Origin of the sequence: Novipirellula herctigrandis (assembly GCA_007859835.1) — a bacterium.
In the GTDB taxonomy this organism is placed as follows: domain Bacteria; phylum Planctomycetota; class Planctomycetia; order Pirellulales; family Pirellulaceae; genus Novipirellula_A; species Novipirellula_A herctigrandis.
On record SJPJ01000001.1, the window covers coordinates 3,582,858 to 3,603,926 of the forward strand.

At 55.0% G+C, this 21,069-nt stretch carries 12 protein-coding genes and 1 pseudogene; 1 reads left to right on the top strand and 12 read right to left on the bottom strand.

Going from position 1 to position 21,069, the window contains the following annotated elements; genetic code table 11:
- Positions 1 to 70: 70 nt before the first annotated feature.
- From CA13_RS35080 to CA13_RS13280, 10 genes and pseudogenes are all read right to left on the bottom strand, one after another.
- Positions 71 to 208 carry a hypothetical protein gene (locus tag CA13_RS35080; RefSeq protein WP_419194288.1) on the bottom strand — a complete coding sequence of 46 codons (138 nt, stop codon included), beginning with the start codon at positions 206 to 208 and terminating at the stop codon, positions 71 to 73.
- A gap of 108 nt (positions 209 to 316) precedes the next feature.
- A complete protein-coding gene (locus CA13_RS13240; RefSeq protein ID WP_146397359.1) occupies positions 317 to 646 on the bottom strand; it encodes a hypothetical protein in 330 nt (109 codons plus the stop codon).
- Between the two features lie 82 nt (positions 647 to 728).
- Positions 729 to 1,583 carry a hypothetical protein gene (locus tag CA13_RS13245; RefSeq protein ID WP_146397361.1) on the bottom strand — a complete coding sequence of 285 codons (855 nt, stop codon included), beginning with the start codon at positions 1,581 to 1,583 and terminating at the stop codon, positions 729 to 731.
- A 156-nt stretch (positions 1,584 to 1,739) separates the two neighbouring features.
- Complete coding sequence (locus CA13_RS13250) at positions 1,740 to 4,460, bottom strand: GH116 family glycosyl hydrolase (RefSeq protein WP_146397362.1); 2,721 nt, start codon at positions 4,458 to 4,460, stop codon at positions 1,740 to 1,742.
- A gap of 324 nt (positions 4,461 to 4,784) precedes the next feature.
- On the bottom strand, positions 4,785 to 6,581 hold the full coding sequence (locus tag CA13_RS13255; RefSeq protein WP_419194289.1) for a Gfo/Idh/MocA family protein: 1,797 nt from the start codon (positions 6,579 to 6,581) through the stop codon (positions 4,785 to 4,787).
- A 59-nt stretch (positions 6,582 to 6,640) separates the two neighbouring features.
- The gene (locus tag CA13_RS13260; RefSeq protein ID WP_146397364.1) at positions 6,641 to 9,985 is read right to left on the bottom strand and encodes a glycoside hydrolase family 97 N-terminal domain-containing protein; all 3,345 of its coding nucleotides are present in this window, start codon (positions 9,983 to 9,985) and stop codon (positions 6,641 to 6,643) included.
- Between the two features lie 104 nt (positions 9,986 to 10,089).
- Positions 10,090 to 10,302 (bottom strand): annotated as a pseudogene (locus CA13_RS13265) (arylsulfatase); the annotation flags it as partial.
- 116 nt (positions 10,303 to 10,418) lie between these two features.
- Positions 10,419 to 11,834, bottom strand: a complete 1,416-nt coding sequence (locus CA13_RS13270) for a sulfatase family protein (protein ID WP_146397366.1) — start codon at positions 11,832 to 11,834, stop codon at positions 10,419 to 10,421.
- Between the two features lie 24 nt (positions 11,835 to 11,858).
- Positions 11,859 to 12,116 (bottom strand): sigma factor, encoded by a 258-nt coding sequence (locus tag CA13_RS13275; RefSeq protein ID WP_419194290.1) that lies wholly within the window; start codon positions 12,114 to 12,116, stop codon positions 11,859 to 11,861.
- Between the two features lie 164 nt (positions 12,117 to 12,280).
- Positions 12,281 to 12,502, bottom strand: a complete 222-nt coding sequence (locus CA13_RS13280; RefSeq protein WP_146397370.1) for a hypothetical protein — start codon at positions 12,500 to 12,502, stop codon at positions 12,281 to 12,283.
- 841 nt (positions 12,503 to 13,343) lie between these two features.
- Between CA13_RS13280 and CA13_RS13285 the strand changes: the two genes are divergently transcribed.
- On the top strand, positions 13,344 to 13,640 hold the full coding sequence (locus CA13_RS13285) for a hypothetical protein (protein WP_146397372.1): 297 nt from the start codon (positions 13,344 to 13,346) through the stop codon (positions 13,638 to 13,640).
- A 407-nt stretch (positions 13,641 to 14,047) separates the two neighbouring features.
- Here the strand turns inward: CA13_RS13285 and CA13_RS13295 are convergent, their stop codons facing one another.
- Complete coding sequence (locus tag CA13_RS13295; protein ID WP_146397376.1) at positions 14,048 to 16,351, bottom strand: sulfatase; 2,304 nt, start codon at positions 16,349 to 16,351, stop codon at positions 14,048 to 14,050.
- Positions 16,352 to 16,931: 580 nt separating this feature from the next.
- Positions 16,932 to 20,993: a WD40 domain-containing protein gene (locus CA13_RS13300; protein WP_146397378.1), complete on the bottom strand. Its 4,062-nt coding sequence runs from the start codon at positions 20,991 to 20,993 to the stop codon at positions 16,932 to 16,934.
- Positions 20,994 to 21,069: the final 76 nt, after the last annotated feature.

Here is a 21,069-nt window from a genome sequence, read left to right on the forward strand (position 1 = left end):
TGTCGAAATGGTGGCTAGGCCGTCAAACGAGTCGAAGGGTTTCATCGCGTGATTTGGCTTTCTCGCTTCCCTATTCGCTCGGACGAGCCTTAGCGTCTTTTTCGATGATTAGACTTTCCTTTACTTTCCAATCCACACTGCGTTCAAAGAGCGTGCCGTAGATAACGACGGTGTTGTCCGAGATGCCCAATAACTCCAGTTCCTTCACGATTTTTCCGACCGCGACATCGACGCCGTAAAGGAGTTGATGATAAACGCCGAGAGTGTGCTGATGCTTTTCGTCGGTGCTGTACGCTTCATCCCAGTATCTTTTGTATTACTGATCCTGGCGTGATTGTTCCGCCAGATGCAGTCCGGCATCACGACCGTAGTTGCCCGGCTTTTTCCAGACCGTGTTCCGGTACACATGGTCAAACTGCGGTTCGCCCTCTGTGCCAACATACTTGAGACAGTTTGCTTGTTGTTTTGAGAATTGAGGGCACGGAGAGTTTTCATGACCGACGGCCCCGTAAAATAGTCTCAAAAAGATCCTGAGGTGGTTGAAGAAGAGGTCAAAGGAATCCTTGACTCCGGTACCTTCAATACCTCGCTGGTCGAGTTTTTTTTGGTCATACACAGCGAAGCCAAACTTGCCCGCATTGGCCACTCGATCGCCGGCCTGTTACCTTCTGTTGCGTTGCTTACTTAGTTATCCGTCCATTCCCGCCAGACAGCTGACATAGAGGTGTCTACTTTCTGGGAACAACTACCTTTTTCTTAAAGGACTCCGTCGGTAGATTGCCGCTCTGCAGCAGCACCGTGACATCCACTGCACTACCGGCCGACAGTTCCTGTTGGCACACAAGCCGTACCATGGAGTTCTCAAACGGATTCAAGGACCGCACCGTCTCTTCGGCGAGGAGTTCATCTCCAATCAACATTTTGATAACAGACTTGTCTGACATCAGTTCACCGAAGTTCGTCACTTCGACGTAGGCTTCAAGACCATCTCCTGTGAATTCGAATTTGGGAGACATCGCTGAGAGCAGCGGTACCTTTCCGTCTGCGCCGGGTAGATCCGACGATCCGAACAACAGTTCGCCCGATGCGTGTTTGCCCAAGAGCTTTCCGGCGAAGTTCTCCGCGGTGAATCCGCAGTCGCTTCCTCCGAAGACCAGGACAAGATGCTTGCCCGCTTTCTCCGCGCGCAACAGCTTACTGCCGCGGCCATAATTGACCTCATCAGACGCCCCGAAGCGCAGCGAATCAAGATCCAAATCGCGATGCGGATCGAAACCATCTTTGGCCCTGATCTTCACTTGAATCTCACCCGTTGTGGACGTGATCGGTTCCGGACTGAGCCTATCCAGCAAGCGGGCCTTCCGCATCGGCAGGATAATTAGCTTGGAATTGTGCGTATCGGCGGGCTGATCGTTATGCTTGCGGCAGTCAATCACCGCAAAATGCACGTGCGTCGGCAGAATAAAATCCTTGAACTGTCCGCCGGGGACGAGGTTCTTCCACGCGGCTGGACGTTCACGCTGAGTGACCTGACCTGACCTGACCTGACCTGACCTGATCTGACCTGAGGCAGGAATCACCATAACGGCCAGGAGAAGATAAAAGGGAAGTGGGTGATCGTGTGCGTCATCTTTGTGGATTCTCTTCTTGGGAAGGCGGGCGTTGAGTTTTCATCGTTTCTTGCCTTCTAAAGTTGTTGTGCAAAATCAAAGCCGCTCCCCGGTTACTGTCGCATCTGCCTAATCCAGTTTGATGTCCAGAGTCTGGGGTGCATTCAATGAGATGGGTTTGTCAAAGCTAATGAGAAGGCGCCCGCCTTCCTGCGAAAACCTGGAACGGATGGGCGTCTTGCCCGCAACCTCAACTTCCACCCAGCGAACTTGTTTGGCACTGGCAAGCTGCAAAGAAAGCGTCTGGCTCTCTAGCCTTCCCCACATGATAGTGAGTCGGTTGGATTGCGTGTTCCCTTGTCGCTTCTGCTCGAAAGAGCCCCAGCCTTCGGCGCTGGAGAAGAAGCACTTAAACGCTTCCGGCGTGATGCGGGGAGCAAAGCCGATCTTGCCGGCCGGTCCGTCATAAGTTTGGCCGCTCAGCGCCAGCAGGACGTTCCAGGAATGCATGGCCCGGCTGTAGTGGTCCGATCCTTCGACCTCGCTCCAGGGGTTGCGTTTGGCACCGTTATAGCGGTTGTGAATAGAACGGATAGAAATGAGCCCTTCCTTGATTAGCCCTTCGGTGATCATGTCGCAGGCCGCTTCGTATTCCAAGCCGGTCCAGACGTTCCATTTGTCGTGGGTGTTCTCGAACTTTTGGCGCGTCTTGTGCGGCCAACCGGCATTAACCATGGCGGCCTCGCCGGGTGCAGCTAACTGGCGGGCATGCGGACGATAGACGTTGTAGATGGTGCCGATGTTTGGAGTCCAACAATACGCGAAGGTGCTCTTGGCCGCTGTGCGACATTGGTCTGGGGGCAAGATGTAGCCCAATCCCAGTTGGTGGGCCCAGTTCTGACCGAACAGCTGTTGCGCATCGCAGGCTCCGCCTTCGAGGTAGTTTGGTTTCAGCCTGTTGAAGGCCTCGATGAAACCGATGGCGTTCTGCTCCGTTTCCATAGCTAGTTTGAATCCGTTCTTGATACCGACTTTGCCTTGGAAGCCCGCCGGGTAGAGATGCACGTAGAACTCGCCGTTCCACATCTTCTCGACCATGTACGCGCGGCCCTTGTCAAAGATGCCGCGGTACCGAGTTGCTAACTCCGGTTCCCCCATGACCTTCGCCATCTCTTCGGCCGCTCGCAGTGCAGCGAGATAAAGCGTGTTGTTGTACGGATTCGGACCGTACCACATCGGGTCCCAGAAAGTCTGCTCGCCTTCGAGCACGCCGTTCGGTTCGAGGCCGACTTCGCCGCTGTCCTTATAGATGTGGTATCCAATGGTGCCCTTCAGCTTGTCCCAGATCGATTCCAGGAAGGCGTTGTCTGGCGACATCAGGTGCTCTCGGTAGGCCTTCAGCACATACCCGCTCTGGGCATCCGAGGCGTAACTATGTGGCACTTCCGGTTTGTCGACCCCGTATCCCCGGAAATTGATGCGTCCGCTCTTGCTGTAGCCGCAAAACTTTCCTTCCCCCTTGAAATCCTGCATCAGACGGACGGAACGCTCCAGAGACGGAAACAGTTTGGAGACCGCGGTCGCGAAGTTGTACACATGCCCGCACGTACCCATGCAAAAACCGACTCCTTCATAGCAATACATGCGGCCGTTTTCCCAGATCGCGACATTCGCGCAGGCCAGCGTTGAAACTGGCATTGTAATCCGGTTGGCCAACCAGTACGGCAGCGTTGTGTCATGGTAGGTGTCGCGGAACAGCGTTGTACTAGAATACAGGTGCTCATAGTTTTCTGCGACATATTCCGCCACATCAAAGGCGTCGCCATACCAATTGTTGTAGATCCGTCCTACCCAGCCGGGCGCCTCCTTCACGGCATCCGTGTAGCGGTTGCCGTTCTCATGGTGATTCGGGAAGAACCAGGAGACCAGGAACGTACAGGTTTTGGTTTCGCCAGGCTGCAACGCGAAGGTAGAACGAAGTTTTCCCACAGCGGGTGCTGCCGGGTTCGACGCACCCATGTTTACCAATGCTCGTTCATCCAGAACGGAAAGGGCCACTCCGCCGAACTGCGGATGCTTGACAACGGCATCCGACTCTTCCACGGACTGCATATCCAGCAGAAGACCGACTACCCCTTTGCCGCGTTTTTCCACCTGGCGCTGGCGCACTTTTTCCTTTTCTGGAAAAGGAATGTTCTCCAACGCGCCAGTCAAAGAGAGCTCGACCATTTTGGAATCGCTGTTCGTGACGGAGAAACGCACAACCGTAAGGGGATTGGCCGAACTGCGGACATCGAGAGGGACAAAAGGGGAAAAGACCTCCGAGCGAATCGAAACCGGCAGGTTCTTGTCTTTCTGCCCGTACTCGATCTGTGCCACCGGGTATTCGCCGATGAATCGAATGTCATCAAAGTCCTTACCCGACAAGCTGTATTGCCGATCAGCCTGTCCCTGCTGCCGTACTGTGATAGAGAAGCTGTTCTTGATCTCCGATGGCGGTTTCTGAGGATTCAGGTACTGGTAGCCCGTGGATAGCCCATGCCCAGCATTGGGAGCCTGAAACTTGTTGAAGGTAGAACAGTAGAAACGCAGCGTCCCCTCACCGGTCACCTCGACCTGGCCGGCCCCGATTCCACCGCAGGGCATGCCGATATGTTCCAGCTCATCTCCCGCGTAGACCTTGCGCTGACCCTTTTCAAAGAGAGATTCTACCCAGTTGGGATCCAGGTTCTTTTCCTGCGGAATATGGGGTTCAAGCTTACCAGGACTTTTCTGGCTAACTTCTTGCGCAACAGCCTCAACAGCGGTCAACGCCAGCATCATCGTGGTCAGAACGTATGCGAGTTTCATGGTTTTCTTTCGGCGTGAGACACAGCCAATTACTTTGATTCCTCAACCTAGTTCACTCAAAACGAAGTTGTGCGGTCGCAATCGTGTCAGTGTCGGCTACGGTGCGGACCCAGCAAGCGTTGAAGTCTTCGGCGAAGCGTTGGGTCGAAATCACCACGCCATACTTTGAGAAGTGAGGCTTGAAGTTCAGGTCTGTCGGAGGCTTCTTCGTGGGGATGCCCTCCGTAACGCTCGCAATGTCTCGGCCGAAGCAAAGCTCGGCGACAGCGCGGTCGCAAGAATGAGAAATGCTAGTTTCGTTTTCATGGTGAGGTTTTCTATCGTTTAACTTTTCCAGAGATCCACGCCATAGACCCAACCCTTGCGAGCGGGCTCTTTGACGAAGGCGTTGAGCTGCGGGCGGTTGATGACTCGCATGTTGTCTGAGTCCCACTCGATGCGTCCGCCGAAGCGTTGGGCGAGTACACCGATCAGTGCGACTTCCGTCATCGGTGCGGCATAGTCAAAGTTCGATCCTGGCATTGGCCCGTCGCCCTTGATGGCGCGCACCCATTCGGCAAAGGGGCCGCCGCCGGGCACGCGAGGATAGCTCTTCTCGATCGTCACGGCACTCTTGAATTCTTGGTTCTTCGCCTTCGTCGATAAGCAGGGCTTACCGGAGCGGCCATTCAAATAGCCGTTCTGTTTGTCGCCGAACCAGAACGAACCGCCGGTCACATCGCCCATATCCCATTCTTCCGGCCGCTTGATATCGGTACCGTCATTGCTCGCTCCGTCATACCAATACATGGAACGGGCAACTTTGTCGCCACGCGCCGGAAAATCGAATCGGATGATCGAGTAATCTGGAAGCACGCCTTCCATCGACGGACCACGCTCGATGCACTCGACAACCGTCGGAGCGTACAGATCAAGAGTCCAAACGGGACCATCCCCGGTGTGGCAGAACCAGTCACCGAGTTGACCGGTTCCGTAGTCATAGAAGCCGCGCCATGAGAGCGGGTGGTAGATCTCGTTGTACGACGTCGCTTTGGCAGGCCCGAGCCAAAGATCCCAATCGACTTTGGCAGGCACAGGCTGCTTCGGCAATGGCAAGCCCGCAGGCTTCTTAAAATACTTTCCGCCCCACGCGGGACCGGGATGCCCGAGATGCACTTCATGTACTTGGCCGAATCCCCCTGCGTCATACCATTCGCGCATCGTACGGATGCCGTCGCCGGTATGCCCCTGGTTAGCCATGTTGGTGATGACGCCGTACTTGTGCTTGGCCTTTTTCAGCGTGCGGGCTTCCCAGATGCTATGCGTCAGAGGTTTCTGGGTACAGACGTGGATGCCACGCTGCATGGCCTCAATCGTGGCCGGAAAGTGAGTGTGGTCCGGCGTGCTGATACAGACGGCGTCGATCTCCTTTTCCATCTTGTCCAGCATCACGCGGAAGTCGGAAAAAGTTGGCGTTCCTTCCATTCCTTTGGGGAACTTGCGACTATCGATGTCGCACAACGCAACGATGTTCTCGCCCATTTTTCCGTCACTCAGATCGCTATCGACGATCAGGTGTGGGTCCTGGTCGTTCGGATGGTCGTAGTCGATAAAGAACTTGCCATCGGCGTACTCCGCGGTCGTCACCCAGCGTTCACGGTATCCGCTAACCGATCCGTGATGGGTCCACGTTTTCATGTCAGTGCTGTGCCATGCGTGATAGCCAAGTTCTTCGTCGGCATGTGTCAACCGCGTCTTTTCGATGCGTACGGGATGAGTGTCATAGCGACGAGCAAGCAGCCAATCGTCCTTGTCTTTCACCGGGATCAGAACAACGGCGTCCCGCGTGTCACTGGGGCCGACGTTGGGAACCTCCCTCCCGTTATCCCACGCCGTCGGCTGCTTGAACGTGATCGACTTGGGAGCAAGCGGTTTTTCGAATTTCTTGACCGTGCTGGAGAATCGACTTTCCTTACTGTGTGATGTTGCCTGGTCATTGGCGATCTCGATCTGCTCGGCGTTCGCCGTCGCTTTTCGCCACTCAGCTTGATTTTTGTTCGACCAATTATCTTCCGCGTTGACAACAGCGATTTGCATCGCGATCAAGCATCCAATCGCAAACAAATAGAGAGACCGCTTCATTTCGTTTCTGGTGTCCTTCGATTCACGGGGGTTTTGATTGAATCGCTTATTCGACCCTGCTAGCGTTCTCTACTGCCTGCCTTGGTCAACCTGGCGACGAAACCGCCGCCGCTGGCTAGTTCGACGTGATGAGACTTGTCGCTGCTGACGGTTTCATGAGTGACTGCAAAGGGAACCGCTGTCGTGAATTCTTTTAGCTTCGCTTTAGGATTGAGGCCGACCAGGTTGACGCGTTCAACTTCGGGATCATCGCGAACGACCTCCATCTCGTAATCTCCATGGGGTAAAAACGAGAGACGGAGTTCGTAGTCCTGCGGTGTTTGTTGACCGTTCAAGATACCGACAAACCAGACGTCACCACTGCGCCGAGCGAATGCTGCGAGCTCTCCGATTCGGCTTCCATCAAGAACTTGGGTCTCGTCCCAAACCGAGGGGATCGTCTGCAGAATTGGAAATGCGTTCTTCAGAATCGGAGCGTCCTTCATCGTCCCTGGATGCTCGGCATAGGTTTGTAGTCCCGTCGTGAATGTAACCAGTGTTGCCAATTGATGCGCCCATGTGGTTGGCCCTGGATTGGTGAACAGGATAGGCGTGTAATCGGCATGTCCCACAATGAAGCGGGTGAAAGGAAGCGCTGCATTGTGCGAAGCGGTAAGCGGGCCTTCTGGCATCTTATTGACCTCAATTCCCCGTATACCCTCGCGTGTCATCTCGTTGGGGTAGGTGCGTTCTTCGCCGGTTGATGCATGACACCCGTGAAAATTGATCATCAGTTTCCGCTGAGCAGCGATTCGTAACGCCGCGATTTCAAAATCGACCAACTCCTTCGATTCGCCATTCATAAAGTCGATCTTCAATCCGACTGCGCCGACCTTGGCAACCTGACCGAAGTAATCCCGCATCTGTGCATAGTCATTGGTGGGGTCTCGAATGTCATCGGAATGCACCCACAACCAGACACCTACGTTTTTCTGCTTGGCGTGGTCGCAAAGTGATTTCACCGTTTCCCAAGGCGCGTCCCAATCCTTCCACCCGTCATCGACCGTCGAATACTCAAAGTCCATTTCCGCAGCGAGATCAATGAATGTCTGTTGTGTTGCCGGGTCGCCAAGTCCAAGTGTTTCCCAACTCCAGGCCGTGCGTCCCGCTTTGATGTAGCTGGTGTCGGCGAATAATTTAGGGTCGGGAGCGGGGTTCAGATTCTTGATCAGGTCGCTGCCAACCAATTCGTTCAGGTCATCGGCCAACATGGTGACGCGCCAAGGTGTCACGATCGTGCCTTCGACATCAAAACCAGCTTCGCCTTCGGTAAAATCGGCGACGAGTGTTCGGTTCCCGACCGCCTTGAGCCGCATGCCGCTGTAGTTGTAAGTCGCCGCCTTGGTGACGGCCGCGTAACCCCGTTGGTTGGGCAGTTCAAAAACGATCGGCGTTCCCTGAACCGGGCCGCTTGGAGAAATCGTGTCAAGCGAATTGACGTCGGTGCAAAGCCATTCGCCCGCGTACGACTTTAGTTTCCAACTCTTGTTCGTTCGCTCGAAGAACCACGCCTTCAGTCCATCCATCATCGCCCAACTGGAGCTTTCGCCATCGACGTGTTGAACGCCATCGCTTGGAACGATATAGCGGTACGCGACGCCGTCGTCGTAAACACGCAGCTGCACCGACAACTTCTTGCCCGTCGGGTGATGTTCTACGGGGAATTGCCAAAGTACATAGTGATTACGTGCTTCGTGGTCGTTGCCTCGCGTGCTGTAGGACTCATCGACAACCGACATCTTTGGTATCCCGAGGCTAACATTGGAACCAAGATCCACTCCATCGACCGAGATACCGAGGGCCGACGAACGCACGACTTCCGTTCCCTTGAACTTGACGCGGTAGCGAAGCTGTTTGTCATCGTCGATGAACAGGGAACTGGACACGTCTCCATCTGGGCTTGCCAATTCAGCGGTGACGCCCAGTGCTTGCTTCCACCACTTCAGGTAAGCTTCATCGGTAAGATCGGGATCGAGCCCGCGAGCCTTCATCGTCTTGACATACCACTTTCGTTTCTCGGCCATCAGCGCGTCGAGATCAACGTCTTCTTGAATCGCTCCCTGGTCGCCGGTCGTTTCGATCCAAGCATCGAGCGACAGACGCATCGCGGCTAGCGTTTGAGCATGAACCGGATCGTCCGCCAGGTTCTTCAATTCGTGCGGGTCAGCGACAATGTCGTAGAGTTCATCTTTGGGCCGAGTGGACGCCATGAACGGCGAATCCCATTTGCCTTCGGCATGAAGGACTTTCATGAGCGTTTCGACTGGATATTCCAGCTTCTTGTAGCTGCTCAGTTGTAGGTACGGAATCTCGGGATGGAAGTTCCGGATGTATTTAAAACGCTGCGTTCGTGCACTGCGGATGCGATCGGGAGCGTCGCCGCAACGATCGCGAGCAGCGAACAGCATCTTGTGTCCCTGCCAATCGTTGGCGAGCAAGTTCCGGCCGGGGAGCTTGGGAGCTTCGATGCCAGCGGCGGCCAGTGTGGTCGGCATGACATCAAGCAAAGATGCCAAGCCTGTTTCGGTGGATCCTGTCTCTATCTTGGCGGGCCAACGGACAATCAGCGGCGTGTGCAGTCCACCGTCGTAAAGCCATTGCTTACCGCGGGCATGGGGGCGTCCGTGATCACCGAAGAATACGATCAGCGTGTTTTCCAATACTCCTTCGGCCTGAAGTCGATCGAGAATTGCGCCAACCTTGTGGTCCATGACCTCGACCGTCGCCAGATAGTTGCCCCAGTCCACGCGGGTCACCGGATGCTCTGGATAACAAGCAGGAATCGGAGCGTCGCTGCGCGGCTTCTCGCTTTTTACAAATCCGCGGTGCGGTTGGCCGATATGCACTTGAGCAAAAAACGGCTGCCCCGGCTTGCGCTGCGACCAGTCATGTCCATCGAAGATCGTCGCCTTGTTATATATATAGTTGACACCGAATTTCGCTACCTTTGTATCCTCGGCAACGCCCCGACCATGGGAGATGAAGTATCCAGCGTTTCGCATCAAGTCGATGGCGGTGGGAACCGAATCGGGCAACTCCTTCTTGTCGCGTGTGAGGTGGTGTTGGCAAGCGATGGATGTTTGATAACGGCCGGTTTGAAAGGCAGAACGCGATGACGAACAAACAGGCGAAGTCGAGAATGCGCGGGTATAGAGACGCCCATCAGCGGCGAGACGATCGACGTTTGGCGTCGCGACATCGGGGTAGCCGTAGCAACCCAGTTCAGGTCCAAGGTCGTCGGAAATGATCCAAAGGACATTGGGGCGATCGTCGGCGTGTAACGCCCGGCCACCGGCAAGTGGCGTGATGGCACCGAGGAATGCAACGACTGAGAACAGAAAGCGTTGCAGTATAAGACTTTTCATTGTTGTTTTCCCGTGTGGTTGCTTTTCGATCGCGACTCGCCGTCGGCTCACTTTTTCCGTGCGACTTCACTTCTTCACTTTTCGCAATTCAGTATTCCACTGGGATACGGCGGACAAAAACCGTGGCAGCGGGTGTGGTCATAGTAGCCCTCGTAGAAATCCCACGCAAACCGTTTGCCTCGGCCGTGCCAGGTAAGAAAGCCGCGATCGAGCTATCCAAACGGAGCGGTCTTGTATCCCGCAGCTTGCGTGATTTGGGCCAGGAACACTTCATCGTCCGCAATCGGATGCGATTTTGCCTTGTGTTCGGCCAGGCGTTATCTGCAATGCGTGTTGAGTTCTGATCGACCATTCGTTTTCAACGTTGAGAAAGGCCAATTGGGTCGCAAACGAGATTCCAAAAGCAAGCCAATCGAGAGACACGTTCATTTCGTTACCCCCGTGTCTTTCGCGACGCCTTGTCGCCATTCATGTTCAGCATCGGGCCGTTGGAAACGATATCTTTGTGCAAGGGAAGAAAAAGCTCTTTCATTCGCTCCAACTCATCGGGACGAGACTCGGCGAGATCGTTGTTCTCGTTGGGGTCGCTTTTCAGGTCGTACAGTTCATACCCCGAAAAGCCAGCCTGTTTGATGTGCTCGACAACCTTCCGTCCGCTCGGACGTGGTTCTGCGATGGCAAGCAGTTTCCAGTTGCCCACGCGAATCGCATAGTTCACTCCGCCGCGCGCGTTGTACCAAGACCAGTACAATGGCGTTCTGCGATGCAACGTTTCACCGCGTGTGACCGGCAGGAAACTCTGCCCGTCGCATTCTACCGTCAGTTTCGCGGTCGCCGCTTCTGCAAACGTTGGCAACACATCCCAGGCGTGAATCGGCGTTTCGCTCCGCTGTCTCGGCTTGATTTTACCCGGCCAGACCGCGAATCCGGGCACACGAATCCCGCCTTCGTGAATGTGACCTTTGGCGCCACGATAGTCTCCCGGAGTTCCCCACGAATAGCTGTTGCGGTGTTCGGGCCCATTGTCGCTGCTGAAATAGATGAGCGTGTTGTCAAACAGTCCTCGTTCTTTCAGTAGCCTAACGAGGTCACCCATTGCCGAATCAAGTTGAGCGACACAACCATAATAAACTTCACGTGTCGCCCGTTTCGCTTTATTCCGCTCGACGCGATCGCCACCATATCGAATCGTTTTAAACGCGTCTTCATCAACCGGACGAAATTTTTGTCGAAATGATTCCGGAGCATACTTCTCGACCGGCATGTGCGATTCGTGAAACGCCAGATAGGCAAAGAATGGTTTCGCTGCTGTGTCGGCTGGCTTGAGCCATTTGGAGAAGTCCGCAACGACATTTGTGGCCATACCTGAGTCGACGGACTCATCAAAACCATGGCGTTTTGTAGCGACTTGCGGATCGGTATTGCTCGGATCCATGTGCCACTTTCCGCCATGAAACGTTGAGTAGCCGTCATCTCGCAACAGCTCTGCGATGGTCGTTTCTTTCTCGGGCAGCTTCATATCGCCTCTACCCACAATGTCGTAGAACCCGACACGATAAGACGCTTTGCCGAGCATCAGTGCGACGCGCGATGGCGAACAGTGAGGTGCGCCGGCATAGTTGTGATCGAAGATCATCCCCTCGGCTGCCAGGGCATCAATGTTGGGCGTCTTCACGATTGGGTGACCATTGAAACTGACATCGCCCCACCCGAGATCATCGCAGTAAATCAGCAAAAGATTCGGCTTTAGCGTGTGTTCGTGTTTCGCTTCTTCTTGTGCCGCTTCGCCCGCCGTGACGTTCAGCGCGCAGAGCATGACGTGAAAGAGAAGTATTGTCGTTTTATGCATGAAGTGGCTCAATTGATTTTGTATTTATGTCTCGAACCGTTCGTCAATGACGCCGGTCGTGTCGCCGAAGCCAGTGGCTCTGACGCTAACACCTCGTAGTGTCGACAACGCCCAGTTCAGAAAGCTGGTTCCTATTTGAAATCCCTCGCGTTTCTCAAGCAAGCCCCGATTGGTCGCTTGCAAGACGTCCCACGCTGCATTCACGTCGCCAAAAAACGAGACGATATAGCTCAGTAGCCTTTGCTGACGGCTTACGAGTACTTCCGGAAATGTCTGCGTCATCTCAGGCATATGCCTGAATACCATCCGTGCTGGTTTGGTTACGGCTAAAACCACTCGTTTTATCCAGAAAGTTCACTGAGTCGCGGATCGTGCTGCGGTGAGCCTTCGAAGGCAGGCTGTCCGAGTCGTCCAGCGACAGCCAAACGCAGGGCTCCGAGCACGATCTAACCCAGCGGCTCACCAGCAGGCTCTTTCCGTAGTCCGCCGGCGCCGAAACCAGCGTCAAAGGACGGCGCGGATTCTGTTCCAGCAGATTCGATTAACCGCGAACGAGCGATCAGGCCCCGCGGTGGTTCAGGTGGACGCAGCTTGGTCCGCAGGATCGTCGTCGCGGCAGGCTGACAGGCCGTCGCGGCCTGCACTTCTGCGTCGTTTGTGAGTTGCATATCTAAGTGGCCCTGCCTGATTTGATCGCATCCTGCATGATTGGGCGCCCCGGGGACCCCTTCGTTGCTCGACTCTGACATTTTGGCTGCGACGACCGACTTTGTGGACGACGCAGTTCAAGCGACCCCGTGTTTGAGTTTGTTCGCTACCCAATCATCGCTGTTCGTGATTCCACTCATCTAGCTGCGGTTTCATGAAACAAGATCTGCATCCATCACATGTAAACCGCCCATTGCTCGCGGAGGAACCATTTTGAGTCGCCATCCCAATCTGTGAATATTCACCACGCTGCACGATTTGGCTAGCGGTACTGATCGAGAGGCGTCACAAAGAGCGTTGCTTCGGGTGTAATGTTTTTTTCTCTGCGAACTATCGCGATCTCGGTTCACATGTTGGCTGCTTGTTGACACGCCGTTTGCTTCCGAGCCAAACGGTTCACGTTCCGTCCGCAGTCGTCTGCAAAGCTGTCGGCTCGATGTATCCTAACGCTCTCCCTTCGTGTGTGAAGTTGGTCCAACCGTCGCGATCCATCTTCTCTTGATCACAGTTGGCTGCGGCGAATCGAGTCAAGGTCCACCTGCCATTAGCACGACGCCTCAAGAAAGTGGGTTGACCGACGTTCCGAAAATCAGAAGCGATCTTGAATCGGGAAGGATCACGATCACTTGGGTTGGTAAAATCATGTGAATTCACTTGCTACAAATCAGTGCCGCGACATGCCTGCAAATAGACTCCCAATCGTGAACCAGAGCTCATTTTGCCCCCGCCCGCGTCCCGACGCTCGCATTCGTATTGGGGTCGTCTTCGCCCGCCATTCATGCGCAGCCAAACTCATTTAAATTGAAGATCGAGCTGGTCACCTCTGGCACGAAGCATCAGTTCTTCGGATACATCGGCCCGTGCCAGAAGGTCCCGTGGACCGCCAGTGGAAGATACATTTTCGGTTTGGAGATCGACGAAATCGATCGACTGCCCAAACCGGATGAAGCCGCAAACGTCATCCTTATCGATACCCAGGATGGTGAAAAGATCATCAGCGTCGACAGAACGCATGCATGGAATCCGCAACAGGAAACGATGTTTTATTGGCATCCGTTGGCTGCCGAAACGCAGTTCTTCTTCAACGACCGGGATTAGTGCCAAAATCGTTGCCGGTGGCGAGAATGACGACGCCATTCTCTCCGTGAACAGCGGGGGTCCAGGCGGTGAGGTCGGTGCCGTATCTAACCAAGATGCTGAGTTCGGGACGCTGGCCGCCGTATCGGTGCCGCGGTAGGTGAAGAGGAAGTAATCGGAGTCGCACATGTCGCTGTCGGGATCGGCGGTGACAAAGTGCCGACGGCCAACTTGCCGGCGTACAGGTTGCCGGCGTACAGGTTGGCGGGGTCCAACTTGTCGGCGTACAGGTTGGTGGGGTCCGGGTTGGCGGGGTCCAACTTGTCGGCGTACAGGTTGGTGGGGTCCGGGTTGGTGGGGTACAGATTGGCGGGGTCCGGGTTGGCGGGGTCCGGGTTGGTGGGGTCGTCGGGGTTTCCGCCGAGCACCTATTCGATGCCGGTTTGCACGGCGTCGCCATCGGGGTCGTGATCGGGATCGCTTGGGCCGCCGTCCGTTAGTTCGACTACAATCTCGTCCGCATCGGCAAGACCGGTTCCGTAGTGGACGATGAATTCGAGCGTTGGGTCACTCGGGTCTTCAACCGTTCCGAAGGTTCCTGTGAGACGGGAAATGCCTGATGCGATGAGCCAAGTATCTCCGCTGGTGAACGTCCCGCCCAAGTTCATTTGGAGGGTAGAGGTGCCACCGAGGGTCGCGTTGGTAACGGGAAGTGTAAATACGTTGGCTCCGTCTGTATCGAAAGAAAGGACACCGTTGTTACCGACCTCAAGCTTTCCTACGGCATTGCCGCTTAAAAAGGTCGCAGCACGATCGAATGAAATCGTTCCGTTGACGACGTAGACCGCGTCCCGAGTGTTCATGGTCGATCCGGCCAGGATGTTCACAGTGCCTAGACCGCCGGCGGCATCGCCGACATATAAATCATGATTGCCGGCGCCAGAGAGTGTTAGGTTCGCCCCCGATTGGAGATTTAGCGTGCCGACTGATCCAGCGCCGACGCCGACTCTGATTCCCATATCGGGGCCACTCGATTGGGCCTTCCAGGAAGTGGCGAGATTTAAGGTTCCCGGCGTTCCATCAAAGCCGAGATTAACGTCGTAGTATTGGCTGGATAGAGAGGCAGTCGTCGTAACGATCTTCCCGTCGTTGATGATGGCGTCATTGCGCGGTGAGGTTGGCCGATCCACCACCTCGGCCGCTGGAGCCCCCTTGTCCCAGTTGTTGGCATTGTTGTAGTCGGTGCCCGTGCCGCCGGTGAAGGTGGTTCGGGAGTCATTGTATCCCACCACTGATGCCAGGTTCGCCGCCATGCTGATCTTGAACTCATCCAACACGGTTGCGTAGGCGGGATTCGATGCAAGGTTCGTGTATTGAAATGGATCGTTGAGCATGTCGTAGAGCTCGTAACCGCCTGATCCAGTCGCTGACTTCTGGATGAATGCGTAGTCGGCACTTCTCAGACAGTAGAGAGTGTTGCTTCCCATCACCGTGAAGGCAGCATCCCTGACGGTCGCGGTCGGATCGTCGAGGGTCGTGGCGAGGCTCTTGCCCTGCAGGCGGGTCGGAACCGGCAGCCCGCAGAGCTCGGCGGTGGTGGGGAACAAATCAACCAATTCGGCGAACGAACCACACACTGCCGGAACCTTACCCGGCACCTTGATGATCAAGGGCACCCGGGCCGACTCTTCATGCACGTACTGTTTCGACCAGAAGTCGTGCTCGCCCAGGAAAAATCCGTGGTCGCTGGCGAAGATGACAATAGTGTTCTCGGCCAACCCTTCATCCTCGAGTTTCTGCAACACTTTTCCCACTTGGGCGTCCATGTAGGTGACCGAGGCATAGTAACCGGCGATCGACTTCTTTTTCTCGGTCTCGTTGAACTTCAGCCTGGATGTGGTGACGTATTTATGGATCACGTCGTCCTGGTCGCCAGCAGACACCGTGGGTGGCACCATTTTCTGCCACGGATAGAGATCGAAGTATTGCTTGGGAGCCACGAAGGGGATATGGGGGCGGACGAACCCCACTGCGAGAATGAAGCGTTCGTTCTTGTGGAGTTCGAGCAGTTCGCAGGCCTTCACGGCCGACTTGCCGTCGGATTGGTCGGTGTCGTCGTTGGGGACGATGACATACTCGTAGGTGTTGCCGCCGATGATCTGGTTCACGCCGCTGTCACCTTCCTTGATGCCGGCTAGCCGTTCGGCGGTCGGATTGCCGCCGTTCAAGGCTGAGTCGAGGGGAATGGCATCCTCGGCCTCGGGTCCTTGCGAATTGAATCGCTCCGTCCACGACAAGGCATCGTCTTCTCCGTTCCCTCCCGCCTGGATGTTTCGAGGCACACCCATGTGGAAAATCTTGCTCACCCGTGCGGCGTAATACCCCCGGTTCCTGAAATACTGCGTCCAACTCTCGCGGTCGCCATTCTCACTGCGCCCGCTGACGTAGCCGAACACCCCCGTCGTGTGCGGGTAGTAGCTGAACATCATCGAGGACCGCGACGGACCACAGACGGGATACTGGCAGTAGGCACGCGTGTAGCGGGTCCCCCCGGCGGCCAGGGCATCAATGTTCGGGGTCAGGCACACCGTGTTGCCATAACATCCGAGCGCTTCCGCAGTTAGGTCATCGGACATGATAAGCAGGACGTTGTAATCCTGTTGGGCCTGTCCGGGAACGGCGAGCAGGACCATCATGGCCGCGACGTGAAAAAGGAGTGGAGCTTTTCTCATAGTGTGTACCGGGTGTTCAAATCGCGATCAATCAATCGTTATCGATTGCTCGCCCCGAGCGATCGATCTTTGCCCGAAACCCAATATCGCGAGGAGAATCAACAAAACGGCCAGACGCTTCGGCGCCCGGCTCAAAATTCCAGGCATGTCCAATACTCCGTTAACCGAGTTCCGATTCATGCTCCGTTGAGGATTGGCATTCAGCCAGTCTAATGTAACAGACGATAACGGACCCGTTTTGTTCCGAATCCCACGGCGCTTACGTGCAGCGGTGCGCCAGGGCGAGTAGGCGGGCAATTCGCGGGACTTGGCTTTTCGGCTTGGTGGACGAATTGACGGGCTGGAGTTGTCTGCGTCCGATACGTCTGATGGCACCGTGGCATTTTCGATTGATAATTGCCACCGAGTAAAGAGTCTCCCCTCGCGAGTGGAAGCCGCAATCGAAACCTGAAACATAAATTTTGAAGAGCCCGGAGGGCGGAGCGACTGCTGCCTCAGTGACCGGAGTAAGCCGCACTATTGCCGTGTCAAAAAAAAGGTTCTCACAGTTTCCTGTCGGCGTTGGCCAGACTGATCTGCGTTATTTATCGCCCCGTGGAAGTTCGAGAGCTTCCCTCACGACGGGAGCGAGGTAAGACTTGAGGTCATGTTCTTCGTTGCCGTTGGATTCTTCAAACCTGGCGACAAGTTTTTGGTAAGACGAATGAAGGTCCTCGTGAAACTGGACCTGGTCAGGGTCGTTTTTGATCAGCAAGGCGAAATGAAATGTGGCTGCGTACCAGTTCTCTGTCGCCACGGCTTGCTTTGCCTGCTCGCGGTGCCACCCGGGATCAAATCTCGCCTTGGTGGCTCGATAGGCTTTCTCCTGTGGTGTGTTCTTGTACTCGAGGTCGACAAGCATGACGTTGTTCATTTCACTCGAAACACGCCATCGACGATTGGGGGAAACCAGATTGACTTCTTGTGGTGGATCCCATTCTGCTGCTTCGACTAGCTTGGTGGTTTCGACGTTCCAAACAAGCTGGTCACCGTCTACTGACTGGGAATAGATCCGCGTGCCGTCGGGGCTGAAGGCGACTCTGGCAACGGTGTCTGAATGACCTCGCAGTGGGGTCATTTCCTGATTCTGCCGAGCGTCCCAAAGCTTGATTGTGCCGTCAGTGCCAGCCGACACGAGCCGCGTCCCGTTTGGGTTGAATGCAATGCTGTACACTCGGTCTGTTTGTAAGTCGAGGGTGGTCATTTCGTGACCAGATTTCGCGTCCCACAGCTTGATCGTTTTGTCGTGGCTTGCCGTGGCGAGACGTTTACCGTCAGGTGCGAATGCGATGCTGGTCACCACTTCGGTGTGTCCTGTGAACGCCATGATTTGCTGATATGTCACCGCATCCCACAGCAGGACGGCATTCTTGGCTGCTGCGGCAAGTCGCGAGCCATCGGGGCTGAAAGTGACACGTGTCATCCATCGTGTCCGTCCTTTGAGCGTCGTGATTTCCTTAAGCGTTCGCGTATCCCACAGTTTTATCGCGCCATCTGATCCCGCCGACGCGAGGGTTCTGCCGTCAGGACTGAAAGAGATGCTGTTGACCGTGTCGGCATGCCCTTTGAGCGTGGTGATTTCGTTGCCCGTTTTCGCGTCCCACACCTTAATCGTTTTGTCGTTGGCTGCCGTCGCGAGGAGTTTTCCGTCGGGGTTGAAGGCCAAACTGTTAACCCGCTCTTTGTGTCCGGTGAGTGTTAAGATCTCTCGGCTTGATTGTGTCTCCCAGAGCTTAACGGTCCCGTCAGTGCAAGCCGACGCAAGATGAGTCCCTGTGGGGCTGAAGGCTACATTGGAAACCGTTGCTGCGTGCCCGGTGAGTGTGGTAATTTCTTTTCCAGACTGAGAGTCCCACAACTTGATCGTCTTGTCTTCGCCCGCGGACGCCATCCTTGTACCGTCGAGGCTTATGGCGACGTCATAAATGGTTCCCGCGTGTCCCCTTAGTGATATCAGCGATGCGGTTTCCTGCCCGGACCGAGCATCCCACAATTTGATTGTTTTGTCGAAGCTTGCCGATGCGAGACGTGAGCCATCGGGGCTGAAGCTGATCCCGTTAACCCAATCTGCATGCCCCCCCAGCGTAGCAATCGCCTGCCCAGACCACACGTCCCACAGCCTAATCGTCTTGTCTCTTCCGGCCGACGCGAGACGCGTGCCATCGGGGCTAAAGGCGATGTTGTGAACAAACTGAGTGTGTCCTCTGAGTGTGCTGATTTCACGATAGGACCGTGCGTCCCACAGTTTGATTGTGTCCTGACTGGCCGATGCGAGGTGCGCGCCGTCCGGGCTGAATGCAACGCTGATCACGATTGCTGCATGACCTGTGAGCGTGGTGGTTTCCTCGCCTGTTTGTGCGTCCCAAATCTTGATCGTCTTGTCAACGCTTGCCGACGCGAGACGCGTTCCGTTGGCATTGAACGCGACACATCCAATCTCGCCCCGATGTCCGGTTAGTGTGTTGATGTCCCGCCCCGAACTTACGTCCCACAACTTGATGGTCGCGTCGTCACTTGCGGATGCGAGTAGCTTGCCATTTGGACTGAACGCGACGCAGGCAACCAGTTTGGTGTGTCCTGTCAACGTGTTGATTTCCCGATACGTTCGCGTGTCCCAAAGCTTAATCGTATTGTCAAAGCTGGCCGAAGCAAGTCGCGAGCCATCGGGACTGAAGGCCACGCCCCCAACCTGGTTTGTGTGACCGGTCAGTGTGACGATTTCCTGGCCCGTTTCCGCATCCCAAATCTTGATCGTGCTGTCACGGCCGGCCGATGCGACGTGTTTGCCATTGGGGCTAAAGGCGACCTTGTAGACCCAGTCTTTATGTCCGTAGCACGTGATATCGCTTCCCTGGAAGTGTCGGCGGCAAAAGTGCCATTCGAAGTTATCACGATATTCAGGCGGGATTTGGTGCAACAGGTTCCGGGCTTCCAAAGCTCGATTGGCTTCCCATCTGGCATTGGCCAGTTGAAATTTCGCAGCAGCCTCGGAGTCACGCGCACGTTTGGATTCGGCGGCGGCAAGGCTCTCCGCGCCGACGGCTCGTTGCTCGTTCTTTTCAGCTTTGTTTTTTTCCTTTAACGCAAGTTGCTCACTTTCCCTGGCCTTTCTCCGTTCTTGGTCTGCTTCCCGAGAGTGTTCTTCCGCGATTTTCTGATGAGCTTCCGCCTCGGCCGTTTTTTTGTTCGCTCGAATCAACCCGTAACCTGTGCCAGCGATACCAGCTAGCAACACAACGCCAACCGCCAGGATGGATGCGACCAGTCCCCGATTCCTGGTTGCAAATTTTCGAATCTGATACCAGGATGACGGAGGTCGGGCCTTGATGGCTTCGCCAGTCATGTAGCTGGAAATATCCTCGGCAAAATCATTCGCCGTCACGTACCTCCGTGTGCGGTCTTTCTCCAGGGCTTTCATGACAACCCAGTCGAGATCGCCTTTGAGGATTTGTTGGAGCCTTGCAGGACTGATCCTGCGATCGTCGCCTACTTCTGACGTCGCCTTGTGGGAAGAGGAGCTAAGTCGATTGCTGGGACGAGGCGGGTCCTTCTCACGGATAATTTCCAGGACCTGCAGCAATGCATGATGTCCGATAGTTTCTTTGTCCAAAGGGGTTGAGCCGGTCAACAGCTCGTAAAGCATCACGCCCAGCGAATAGACATCCGTCCGTGTGTCGACATCGACCCGCTTCAATTGAGCCTGCTCAGGTGACATGTACTGGATCGTCCCGACAATTTTCCCGAATTCGGTGAGCATCGTCTTGTCGGTCAACTTCAGATCGTGCTCGTGTGCTTTGGCTAGGCCGAAATCAATCACCTTGGGGATGGCTTCACCGTTTTTGACGGTAACCAACACGTTTGATGGCTTGATGTCGCGGTGAATGATCCCTTTCTGATGCGCGTGCTGAACGGCTTCGCACACACGTACAAACAGTTTTAGTCTTTCGTCAACACTCAGTTTATTTTCATCACAGTACTCCGTGATTGGAATTCCGTTGACCAATTCCATCACGAAGTACGGGCTGCCGGTATCCGATGTTCCTGCATCAAGGACCCGAGCGATGTTCTGATGATCCATCATTGCCAAGGCTTGTTTCTCAGCATCAAAGCGGGCAATGACATCCGCTGACACTAACTCGGGTTTAATCAGCTTGATGGCGACGCGGCGTTTCACCGGTGTTTCCTGCTTGGCCATCCAGATCGTTCCCATCCCCCCTTCACCAATTTTTCGTAGAAGTTGATATTGGCCAATCATTTTAGTCGGCGTTAGCGCTGCGATATCTTCCCCCGCTATCTCGGACACTTGACCATCCACCACCGTGGCCGAAAAATCGCTTGTTTGTCCGCTCGTAGATGGTTGATTTTCCAACAGCACTTTCTCTGCTTGAGTCACACCCGTTGGCCCAAAGCGGGCGTAGTCAGACACCGAGACTGACTGTCCGTTCTTGACACGGTAGTAGACTTCAAGCGAGATCAGCTCAAGAAGAACGAGCTCCTTCGATTCCTCAGGAAACTGGCTTACGTAGCGTTCGATCTGAGGCGAATCAGCGGATTTGAGTTCGTTTTCAAACTCGTCAACCAATCTGTCAAAGTGCGTGTCCATTAGGTGTGATCTGCTTTGTGATTTATGACGGTCTTTTGACAGATTGATCCCGATTTGATACGAAAATAACCAACGC

Excerpts from the sequence above, each read along its gene's own strand:
- CA13_RS13295 (WP_146397376.1), bottom strand. The coding sequence starts at position 16,351 with ATGAGAAAAGCTCCACTCCTTTTTCACGTCGCGGCCATGATGGTCCTG.
- CA13_RS13270 (WP_146397366.1), bottom strand. The coding sequence starts at position 11,834 with ATGCATAAAACGACAATACTTCTCTTTCACGTCATGCTCTGCGCGCTG.
- CA13_RS13245 (WP_146397361.1), bottom strand. The coding sequence starts at position 1,583 with ATGGTGATTCCTGCCTCAGGTCAGATCAGGTCAGGTCAGGTCAGGTCA.
- CA13_RS13280 (WP_146397370.1), bottom strand. The coding sequence starts at position 12,502 with ATGCAACTCACAAACGACGCAGAAGTGCAGGCCGCGACGGCCTGTCAG.
- CA13_RS13275 (WP_419194290.1), bottom strand. The coding sequence starts at position 12,116 with ATGACGCAGACATTTCCGGAAGTACTCGTAAGCCGTCAGCAAAGGCTA.
- CA13_RS13255 (WP_419194289.1), bottom strand. The coding sequence starts at position 6,581 with ATGAAGCGGTCTCTCTATTTGTTTGCGATTGGATGCTTGATCGCGATG.
- CA13_RS13300 (WP_146397378.1), bottom strand. The coding sequence starts at position 20,993 with ATGGACACGCACTTTGACAGATTGGTTGACGAGTTTGAAAACGAACTC.
- CA13_RS13260 (WP_146397364.1), bottom strand. The coding sequence starts at position 9,985 with ATGAAAAGTCTTATACTGCAACGCTTTCTGTTCTCAGTCGTTGCATTC.
- CA13_RS13250 (WP_146397362.1), bottom strand. The coding sequence starts at position 4,460 with ATGAAACTCGCATACGTTCTGACCACGATGATGCTGGCGTTGACCGCT.